Source organism: Tessaracoccus sp. SD287 (genome assembly GCF_017355265.1).
In the GTDB taxonomy this organism is placed as follows: domain Bacteria; phylum Actinomycetota; class Actinomycetes; order Propionibacteriales; family Propionibacteriaceae; genus Aestuariimicrobium.
The window spans coordinates 43,264-52,783 of record NZ_JADIJQ010000019.1; the positions used below are offsets into that span (position 1 = coordinate 43,264).

A 9,520-nucleotide genomic window follows, 5' to 3' on the forward strand; every position below is an offset into this window, starting at 1 on the left:
CCCATGGTTGCCTACCGCATCGGCATCGACGTCGGCGGCACGTTCACCGACTTCGTGGCGGTACCCGACGACGGGTCGGCCATGCTGCGCCACAAGGTCTCCAGCACCCCGGCCGACCCGGCCGAGGCCGTCGGCGTCGGCATGGCCGACCTGCTGGGGCACCTCGGTGAGGCCACCATCGCCAGCGTCACCCACGGCACCACCATCGGCCTGAACGCCATCATCCAGCGCCGCGGCGGCAAGGTCGTCCTGGTCGTCACCGAGGGCTTCGCCGACGTCCTCGAAATCGGACGCTCGCGGATGCCCAGCTCGTTCAACCTGCACGCGGTCGGCCAGCAGCCCCTGGTGCGCCGCGACAACGTGCTGCAGCTGGGTGCCCGACTCAGCCCCGAGGGCGCCGTCATCGACCCGGCCGAGGACGACGAGATCACCGCCGCCGCAGCCCGAGTCGCCGTCCTGGCCCCCGAGACCGTCGTGCTGAGCCTGGTCAACGGCTACGCCAACCCCGCCTACGAACAGCAGGTCGCCGACCGGCTCGCCAGCGCCATCGCCGCCCACGGCGGCCTCGTCGAGGTCATCTCGGCGGCCGCGCTGTGGCCCGAGATCCGCGAGTACGAACGCTGCCTGGTGGCCGTCATGGGCGCCCACATCCACGGCACCGTCAAGCGCTACCTGGAAAACCTGCAGCGTCGTCTGGCCGACCTGGGCGTCACCGCGCCGCTGTTCATCTCCGCCTCCAACGGCGGCAGCCTCTCGGTCGAGTCGGCCATCGCCCGACCCCTCGACACGATCCTGTCGGGCCCGGCGTCCGGTGTGACCGCTGCCCGCATGCACTACCCGGGGCAGAACCTGGTCACCTTTGACATGGGCGGCACCAGCAGCGACATCTCCATCATCGTCGAGGGACGCAGCCGGCTGAGCACCACCACCGAGGTCGGCGGGCTCACCCTGATGCTGCCCGTCGTGGACGTGTCGGCCATCGGCGCCGGCGGCGGGTCGGTGATCTGGGCCGACCTGTCCACCCAGCAGCCCGTGCTGCAGGTGGGCCCCGAGTCGGTGGGCGCCTCCCCGGGCCCGGCCTGCTACGGGCTCGGCGGCGACCGGGCCGCCATCACCGACGCCTACCTGGCCACCGGCATGATCGACCCCGCCGGCTTTCTGGGCGGCAGCATGGCGTTGCACCCCGAACGCGCCAACGGCGCCCTGGCCGACGTCGCCACCCAACTGGGTGTCGGCGCCGACGAACCGGCCGCCTGGACCGCCGGCACCGCGCTGCGTCTCACCACCGCCCAGATGGCCACCGAGCTGCAGAAGCTGCTGGCCGAACGAGCCCTGGACGCACCCGACTTCACCCTGGTCCCCTTCGGTGGGGCCGGCCCCACCCACGCCGCCATGCTCGCCGACGAACTGGGCATCACCCGCCTGGTCGTCCCCGACGCCGCCGCCACCTACTGCGCGCTCGGTGCCGCCCTGGCTCCGTTGCGCCGCGACTTCGTCCACAGCGTGCGTGACCTGCTCGACGAGCAGACCGCCGCCGCGCTGCGCGGGGCCGCCGCCGACATCATTGACCAGGGCCGCGGCTGGCTCGCCGAGAACGGCGATGACCCCGACACCGGCAAGGTGCAGGTCAGCCTCGACATGCGCTACCCCGGCCAGGCCTACGAACTGTCCATCGCGCTGGGGGAGTACAGGCTGGCCGACCTGCCCCCCGGAACCAGCCCCGACGTCCTGGACGCCGAGCACATCCGAGCCGGCTTCAACGCCGAGCACCAGCTGCGCTACGACTTCGTCCATGCCACCTCCGCCCTGGAGGTCGGCACCCTGCGCCTGGCCGTCGTCGGGCAGACCCTGCCGCTGGCCGACCAGGTGCACGAAGCCGACGGCGGTGCCCAGGTCGCACCCCGCCAGCACCGCCGCCTCAGCCACCGCGGCACCTGGGTCACCGCCGACGTCTTCGACTACGACGACCTGGCCGTCGGTGCCACCACCAGCGGCCCCGCCGTCATCGAGCACAGCGACACCACCATCGTCGTCCCCCCGGACTGGACGCTGCGGCGGCTGCCCAACCGTGACCTCGAACTCGTCAAGGAGGGTGCGCGATGACCGCGACCACCGACCTGCAGATCATCGGCGCCAAGCTGGCCGCGCTCACCGAGGAGATGTGCCTGACCCTGCAGCGCACCTCGCGCAGTCTCTACGTCAAGGAGACCGCCGACTTCGCCTGCGCCATCGCCGACCGTGACGGCACCTTCATCGCCTACCCCAACGCGATGGGGGTTTCCGGCTTCGTGGGGCTCAACCTGGCCACCGCCATCGCCCGCGTCCACGACCGGGACCCGCTGCAGCCCGGCGACGTGATCGTCACCAACGACCCGTTCACCACCGGCGGCCTGTCCACCCACCTGCCCGACATCCAGATGATCGAGCCCTACTTCGTCGACGGTGAGATCGTCGCCTACGGCTGGGCCTTCGTCCACATCAGCGACATCGGCGGACGGGTGCCCTCGTCGGTCAGCCCCTTCAACACCAGCATCTTCGCCGAGGGCCTGCAGATCCCGCCGGTCAAGTACGTCCGCGGCGGCCAGGTGGTGGCCGACATCAACGAACTGCTGCAACGCAACACCCGCACCCCCGACGCCAACGAGGGCGACTTCCAAGCCATGCTCGGCGCCCTGGCCACCGGACGCCGCCGCATCGGCGAACTGGCCGCCCGTGAAGGCACCGATGCCTTCCTGGAGGCCTCGACCTACCTGCTCGACCGCTCCGCGGCCAAGTCCCGGGCCGCCCTGCGCAGCCTCGGCAACGGCAGCTACCGGGCCGTCGACTACCTCGACAGCGACGCCTTCAGCCGGGCACCGGTGCGCATCAGCATCACCGTCACCCTCGACGACGGCCACCTCAGCGTCGACTTCGCCGGCACCGACCCGCAGGTCGAGGCAGCGCTCAACATTGCCAGCTTCGGCACCACCCACGCCTGGCTGACCACCCGCATCCTCGGCCTGGTGATGACCCTTGACCCGACCATGCCACTCAACGGCGGCCTGATGCGTCCGGTCACCCTGGTAGCACCCCAGGGCTCCATCGTGCATGCCGACTACCCGGCCGCGACCGGGGTGCGCCACGCCACCGCGTCGCGGGTCAACGACGTGCTGTCGGCAGCCCTCATCCAGGTCGCCCCCGAGACCCTGCCGGCGGCCAGTTCCGGGCTGGTCGTCCCGGTCGTCGTCGCCGAGACCCGCGGCGACCGCGACCACGTGCAGGTCGTCGAGCCCATGGTGGGCGGCACCGGTGCCCGGCTCGGTGCCGACGGTGTCGACGGCCGCGACTCCGGCATCTCCAACCTGGCCAACAACCCCGTCGAGACCGTCGAGTCCGAGGTCTGCGTCAGGGTGCTGCGCTACGCCCTGCGCCCCGACTCGGGCGGGCCCGGCAGGTGGCGCGGCGGCACCGGTCTGGCGCTCACCTTTGAGGCCCTGCGCCCCTGCTCGCTGCTGGCCCGCGGCATGGAACGGGTCAGCTTCCGGCCCTGGGGCTATGCCGGCGGCCAGCCCGGCCTGCCGACCCGGATGGTCATCAACGAGGGCACCGACCGCGAGCAGCGTCCCTCGATCGTCGACATCATCGCCCTGCAGCCCGGGGACACGGTCACGCTGCTGACCTCCGGTGCCGGCGGCTACGGGCACCCCTTCGAGCGGGACATCACCGCGGTGCGCGAGGACGTGGCCCGCGGCAAGGTCAGCGTCGAGGCCGCCGCCCGCGACTACGGGGTGGTCATCACCGGGGACGGCTCGGTCGACCTGGCCGCCACCGAGGAACGCCGGCTGGCGCCCACCTGCGGCGCCGGGGAAACCGGCCCCGAACGAGAACGCTTCGACCGGGTCTTCGAGACCCCCACCTGGGACCGCATGGTCGAGCGCCTGTTCGCCGGCCCGGTGGTCGGACGCAATGCCCGCAAGGTGCAGATCATCGAGCAGGTGCTGGACGGCCTGCCCGCGGGCTTCCCCCGCACCGAGGCCAGCACCACGAAACTGCAGACCGCCGCCCGACTGTTCGACGCCCTGGTCGCCGACCTGACCGACGGGACCGACCGATGACCTGGACGCCACGCGAACGATTCGCCGCAGTGATGGCCGGCGAACTGGCCGACCGGCCGCCGATCAGCGCCTGGCGCCACCACCGCGACAGCGAGTACCCCGGGGGACCGCTGGCCCGCTGGACCGCGGACTTCGCCCACCGCTGGCAGTGGGACTGGGTCAAGCTCAACCCGCGCGCCACCTACTACGCCGAGGTGTGGGGCAACCAGTACCGCACCGGCGACTACGAGGTGCGTGACATTCCCCGACAGACCGCGGTGGCCATCACCTCGCTGGACGACCTGGCCGCCGTCGACGCCCGGACCGATTCGCCGGTGCTGGCCGAACAGGTGGCGCTGGTGGCCGAGGTCCACGCCCTGGCGCCCGACCTGCCCGTCGTGCAGACCCTGTTCTCGCCGCTGAGCACCCTGGTCCAGGCGGCCGGACTCAGCTACTACGCCGGCAAGCCGGTCTTCGGCGCCACCGGCGCGTTGACCCTGCCGGAACTGTTCGAGACCGACCCGGCGCTGACCCACCAGGCGCTGCGTGCCATCACCGACACCTACCTCAGCTACCTGGGCGACCTGCGGGCAGCCGGCATGGAGGGCTTGTTCTATGCGGCGACGGGTACGCTGAACCCGCAGATCACGACCTCGGAGCAGTTCAGCGAATTCTCCGAGCCCTACGACCTCGAGATCCTGGAGGAGGTGGCAGACCTGTCCACCATCGTGCACACCTGCGGGGAACACTCCCGGGCCGAGCGGCTGACCCGGTGGGGCGCCGCGGTCAGCTGGGACCAGTTCCTGCCCGGCAACCCGTCCCTGGCCGACCTGGATGCTACCGTCGTGGTCGGGGGAGTGGACCACCGCGCCTTCACCGAACCGGTTGTCATTGCCGAGCAGGCCGCGGCCGCCGCGACCCTGGGCCGGGTCCGTCCGGTGCTGGTCACCCCCACCTGCAGCATCCTGTCGGCCCAGGCCAGCGACGCGGGATTGGCCGCCCTCACGCCATGACCAGCGCCGAGGACCACGACGAGACGGCAGAGATCAGCGGGTCGCTGGACCCCAAGCTGGTGTTGACCTTCCGCGAGGTGGCCCGGATGGGATCGATCTCGGCGGCCGCCCGGAAACTGGGCTGGACGCAGCCCGCGCTCGGGCAGCAGCTGCGCCGCCTGGAGAAGGAGGCCGGCACCGCCCTGGTCCGCAGGCACGCCCGCGGCATCACCCTGACCCCGGCCGGTGAGGTGCTGCTCGGCCACGCCGACGCCATTGCCGGACGACTGCTGGTGGCCCGCGCCGCGCTGCGCGACTCGGTGCGGCGCCGTTCGACGCGGCTGACCATCGCCAGCTTCCCCAGCGGGTCCTCTGCGCTGGTGGCGCCGGCCGTCGCCGCGCTGACGGTGGCGCTGCCCGACCTGGACGTCCGGGTCATCGACATGGAGCCGCCGGTGGCGGTCGAGGCGTTGTCGGAGGGGCAGGTTGACGCCGCGCTGGTCTTCGAGCACGCCGAGGGCGGCCAGGACCTGGGTGGCAGCGGACAGTTGCGCCACCGCGTGCTCGGACGCGACCCGCTGCTGGTGGCCGTGGCCGCGGGGCACCGGCTCGCCGGAGACCCCGACCTGCCGCTGGACGCCGGCGAGTTGGCTGGCGAGACGTGGGTGTCGGGGTGCGTCTGGTGCCAGTCCAACCTCACCGACTTCGGTGAACGCCATGGGTTCAGCCCGGCGATTCGGCACACCTCGGAGGACCAACTGGTGGTCCAGCAACTGGTGGGCGCCGGTCTGGGCCTGGCGCTGGTCTCGCAGATGACGGTGCGCACCTGCCAGCGCCCCGGGGTGGTCACCCGTCGCCTGCTCGACCAGCCGCTGCGCACCGTCAGCCTGGTCACCCACCAGCACGACGCCCGGCGGATGCTCGGCCGGCTCGCCTCCGAGGTCTCGCTGGTCGCGCGCCGCGCGGGACTGCTCGAGGGCTGAGGTTGAGTAATGGCCGTTTCACTGGATCGAGCAGTTCACCCGCGAGAATCGCCTCGAACTGTACGCTAAGAAGGTCTGTGTCTCAGCCACCCCATAGCAAAGGAGCATAGACGTGAAGAGAATCGCAGTTCTAGTTGCACTCACAGTCGTAGCACTGTCCGTGTTTGTCGCGCCCACAGCGCGAGCTGATTACGAGACCATTGTGAATACATGGTTCACGTCGGAGAGCAGCTGCCAGAGCAGGGGCAGGACGTTGGCTGCCGAGAACCATGTCTACTACGCGCCGCGATGCACCGCGAATCGATGGAATAACCGTTGGACACTGTGGATGATGGTGCGAGAAAGCGGTGGCGGCGGTGGTTGGGTGGCGCCCGGGGTACCCGCGTGAGCAGCCTGCCACTGCTCAAGCCTTTCGATGTGGCCACAGGTGTGGGCCGATTGGTCCGTTACGAGGACATGCTCTTCCTGGACCCCTACGCCCTAGGACCACCCAGCGATGGCTTCGATGGGCTGCCCCAACCACTGGACGCTACCGCGGTGGCGTGCGTGAATGAAGGACCGAGCCAACCGCTGGACGTTGCCCTCCACTGCCGGGGCATCTGGACCGGCGAAGTCTTCCGGATTCGGACGTCGCGCCGACGCGAGGGCCAAGAACTTGGCAGGCGTCGTCCGCCTGACAGTGCGGCGCGGTGGCTCACCGATCCGGAATACGACGCACTGAGGGCCAGCCTGCCCGAGGAACTCGCCTCCCAGTTGAAAGCGGTGGGGAGCTTTGAGCACCCCACCGTTCCCGGTTTGATCCGCCCCGTCCTCGAAATTCAGGTGATGACCGCGGCTTGGCAAGGATGGCTGTCGTCGCTTCCCGAGAACTCCGTGACCGTTCACACCACGATTCAGCGGGCGGTGGTGTAGCCCGCCATCGGCACGGTCAACACCTCGGCGCCCTCGGGTGTGACCACGATCGTCTGCTCGAACTGGGCGACCCGGGAGCGGTCCTTGGTGACCACGGTCCAGCCGTCGTCCCACTGCTCGTTGGCCGCCGACCCCAGCGCCAGCATCGGCTCAATGGTGAAGGTCATCCCGACCTCGATGGGGGTGTCCAGACGCGGCTCGTCGTAGTGCAGCACCACCAGCCCCGAATGGAAGGCGGTGTGCACCCCGTGGCCGGTGTACTCGCGCACCACGCCGTAGCCGAACCGGCCGGCGTAGCTCTCGATGACCCGTCCGATCACCGACAGCGGACGCCCCGGCTTGACGGCCTTGATGGCCCGATTCATGGCCTCCTCGGTGCGGTCGGTCAGCAGCCTGGACGCCTCGTCGACGTCGCCGCAGTAGAAGGTGCCGCAGTTGTCGCCGTGGACGCCGTTCTTGAAGGCGGTCACGTCAATCTTGACCAGGTCACCGTCCTCCAGCGGCCGCCCGTCGGGGATGCCGTGGCAGATCACCTCGTTGACGCTGGTGCAGCAGGCCTTCGGGAAGCCCCGGTAGCCCAACGACGAGGGGTAGGCGCCGTGGTCGAGCATGAACTCGTGGGCGACCTTGTCGAGGTCGTCGGTGGTGACACCCGGTGCGATCGCCTTGGCCGCCTCGTGCATGGCCTGGCAGGCGATCGAGGCCGACTCGCGCATCAGCTCGATCGTCTCGGGGGTCTGCACGTGGCTGCCCAGGTAGGGGTCGGGCGCTCGCTTGCCCACGTAGTGGGGCCGCTCGATCGACGCCGGGACGGGACGCATGGGGCTGACGGGGTAGGGCTTCACAACGCTGGTCACCCGGCTGATTCTAATACCCGCCCGCGGAGTGCCCCGGTGTGGCAGTGTCGGACCCATGAATGCGGACCACAGCAGCGAGTGGTACTACTGCCTCAAGCACAAGACCGTCGAACCCTATGCCGCCTGCAAGGCCGAGGACCGGCTGGGCCCCTATGCCAGCCCGGAGGCCGCCGCCGCAGCCCTGCAGCACGCGGCCGAACGCAACGAGCTCTGGGACACCGACCCACGCTTCAACGACCCCGTCGAGGACGAGGACGACGAGGAAGAGGTGGAGGGCAGTTGGGGCCCGTTCCGCTTCTGATCAGCTGACCACACGCACTGTCTGCTCGGTCTGCTGCACCTCGGCAATGTTCTCGGGATCGGTGATGGTGGCCGCCGAGACGAAGAATGAGAACTGGTCGGGGTGGCCGGTGTCGACGACGATGACCGTCACCCTGTCGCCGGTGACGTCGGCGGGTTCGGACACGTAGATCTCGGTGACCATCCTGTGGCCCGGCTTCCCGTCGATGGTGACCGCCTCGGTGGTCAGCACCTTGTTACCGGTGTAGCCACGGAAGTAGGACGAGCTGGCGAAGCAGTCGGTCATCATCTTCGCCGAACGGGCGGGGTCGTCGAACCCGTCGGCCTTGAGCAGCGCACCCACCGCGAGGTTGCTCTGCCACCCGGGCCGGATGGTGCGACGTTCGGCCGAGACGTCGTGGGCGAAGGGCATGCTGAACCCGCCACGCGACCAGCCCCGTGACTCGAAACTCAACTGGCCGCCCAGGCGACGGTTGCCGTCGCTGCGGTACCCGTAGCCGCCGCCACTGCGGGGGCATTCCACGCGGGCTGCGCCGGAGGGGTCGGTGGTCGACGGCGTCGGGGTCGGGGTGGGCACCGACGTCTCGTCCCAGCCGGTGATCGAGGGGCTGGCCGAGTTGGTGTCCTCGGGGAAGCCGGAGGCGTCTCCACCACCGGGTCGCAGGAGGAACCAGACCAGCAGGCTGAGGGCCAGCACGCCGACGATGGCGGCGACCAGACCACCCCGACCAGCCGTGCCGCCACCGGCGTCCTGGCCCTGGGCGACCACCTGGCTGGTCCACGAACGACCGTCGAAGTAGCGCAACTGGCCGGGCGCACCCGACGGGTCGGGGTACCAGCCTGCGTCTGCCATGCCGTTGAGTGTAGGGGGGCCACGGGTCGTCGCCGACTCAGGCGCGAACCTGCAGCCCGGCCGCGGCCGCGTTGACGAGTTGGTTGCGCTCGGCGTCACCGATCGGTGCCTGGCCACAGAACACCGCCAACTTTCCCTCGCGGCCGACGTCGACGACGATGATGGTGATCACGTCACCGCGCACCCCGTCGGGACGGTTGCTGACGTTCACCTCGGCCACCAGCTTCCAGCCGCCCTTGCCGTCGATGGTGACGGCCTCGTTCTGCAGATCCTTGCGTCCGGAGAAGTCGCGGTAGTAGTACGAGCTGGCCATGCACTGCATCAACTGGTTGGTGGCGGCCTGCGGGCTGGGGAAGACGGTGCGGTCGACCTCGCCGACCACGGCGATCGAGACCCACGAGGAGGTCACCTCGTCACGCTGCCCGGCCCGGTTCGACGCCCAGTCCAGCCCCCACCCGCTGGAGTTTGCCCAGCCGGGGATCTCGGCGAAGGACAGCCCGCCGCCGGTGTAGCGCCCGTTGTCGGGTTGGTTCTCGGCCACGTCGAAGGT

The 9,520-nt window shown here is 70.1% G+C and carries 9 protein-coding genes; 6 read left to right on the forward strand and 3 right to left on the reverse strand.

Annotation, left to right across the window (positions count from 1 at the left end; genetic code table 11):
- The first annotated feature begins 3 nt into the window (after nt 1-3).
- From IPV09_RS09160 to IPV09_RS09180, 5 genes are all read left to right on the forward strand, one after another.
- Entirely contained in the window at nt 4-2,103 is a 2,100-nt protein-coding gene (locus IPV09_RS09160; RefSeq protein WP_207474936.1) for a hydantoinase/oxoprolinase family protein, read from the forward strand.
- On the forward strand, nt 2,100-4,094 hold the full coding sequence (locus IPV09_RS09165; RefSeq protein ID WP_207474937.1) for a hydantoinase B/oxoprolinase family protein: 1,995 nt from the start codon (nt 2,100-2,102) through the stop codon (nt 4,092-4,094). Before IPV09_RS09160 ends, IPV09_RS09165 begins: the two co-directional genes overlap by 4 nt.
- Nucleotides 4,091-5,086, forward strand: coding sequence for a uroporphyrinogen decarboxylase family protein (locus IPV09_RS09170; protein ID WP_207474938.1), 996 nt, complete (start codon nt 4,091-4,093; stop codon nt 5,084-5,086). The genes IPV09_RS09165 and IPV09_RS09170 overlap by 4 nt, the downstream gene beginning before the upstream one ends.
- On the forward strand, nt 5,083-6,048 hold the full coding sequence (locus IPV09_RS09175; RefSeq protein WP_207474939.1) for a LysR family transcriptional regulator: 966 nt from the start codon (nt 5,083-5,085) through the stop codon (nt 6,046-6,048). The genes IPV09_RS09170 and IPV09_RS09175 overlap by 4 nt, the downstream gene beginning before the upstream one ends.
- 384 nt (nt 6,049-6,432) lie before the next feature.
- Nucleotides 6,433-6,960: a hypothetical protein gene (locus IPV09_RS09180; RefSeq protein ID WP_207474940.1), complete on the forward strand. Its 528-nt coding sequence runs from the start codon at nt 6,433-6,435 to the stop codon at nt 6,958-6,960.
- Here the strand turns inward: IPV09_RS09180 and map are convergent.
- Nucleotides 6,942-7,781: a type I methionyl aminopeptidase gene (gene map / locus IPV09_RS09185; RefSeq protein WP_242681431.1), complete on the reverse strand. Its 840-nt coding sequence runs from the start codon at nt 7,779-7,781 to the stop codon at nt 6,942-6,944. The genes IPV09_RS09180 and map overlap by 19 nt on opposite strands.
- A gap of 91 nt (nt 7,782-7,872) precedes the next feature.
- On the opposite strand from map, the gene IPV09_RS09190 reads away from it, so the two are divergent.
- Nucleotides 7,873-8,118 carry a hypothetical protein gene (locus tag IPV09_RS09190; protein ID WP_207474942.1) on the forward strand — a complete coding sequence of 82 codons (246 nt, stop codon included), beginning with the start codon at nt 7,873-7,875 and terminating at the stop codon, nt 8,116-8,118.
- Here IPV09_RS09190 and IPV09_RS09195 read toward each other — a convergent pair whose 3' ends face one another.
- Nucleotides 8,119-8,970, reverse strand: coding sequence for a DUF2510 domain-containing protein (locus tag IPV09_RS09195; protein ID WP_207474943.1), 852 nt, complete (start codon nt 8,968-8,970; stop codon nt 8,119-8,121).
- A 37-nt stretch (nt 8,971-9,007) separates the two neighbouring features.
- A partial coding sequence (locus IPV09_RS09200) for a hypothetical protein (protein WP_207474944.1) occupies nt 9,008-9,520 on the reverse strand: 513 nt, incomplete at its 5' end.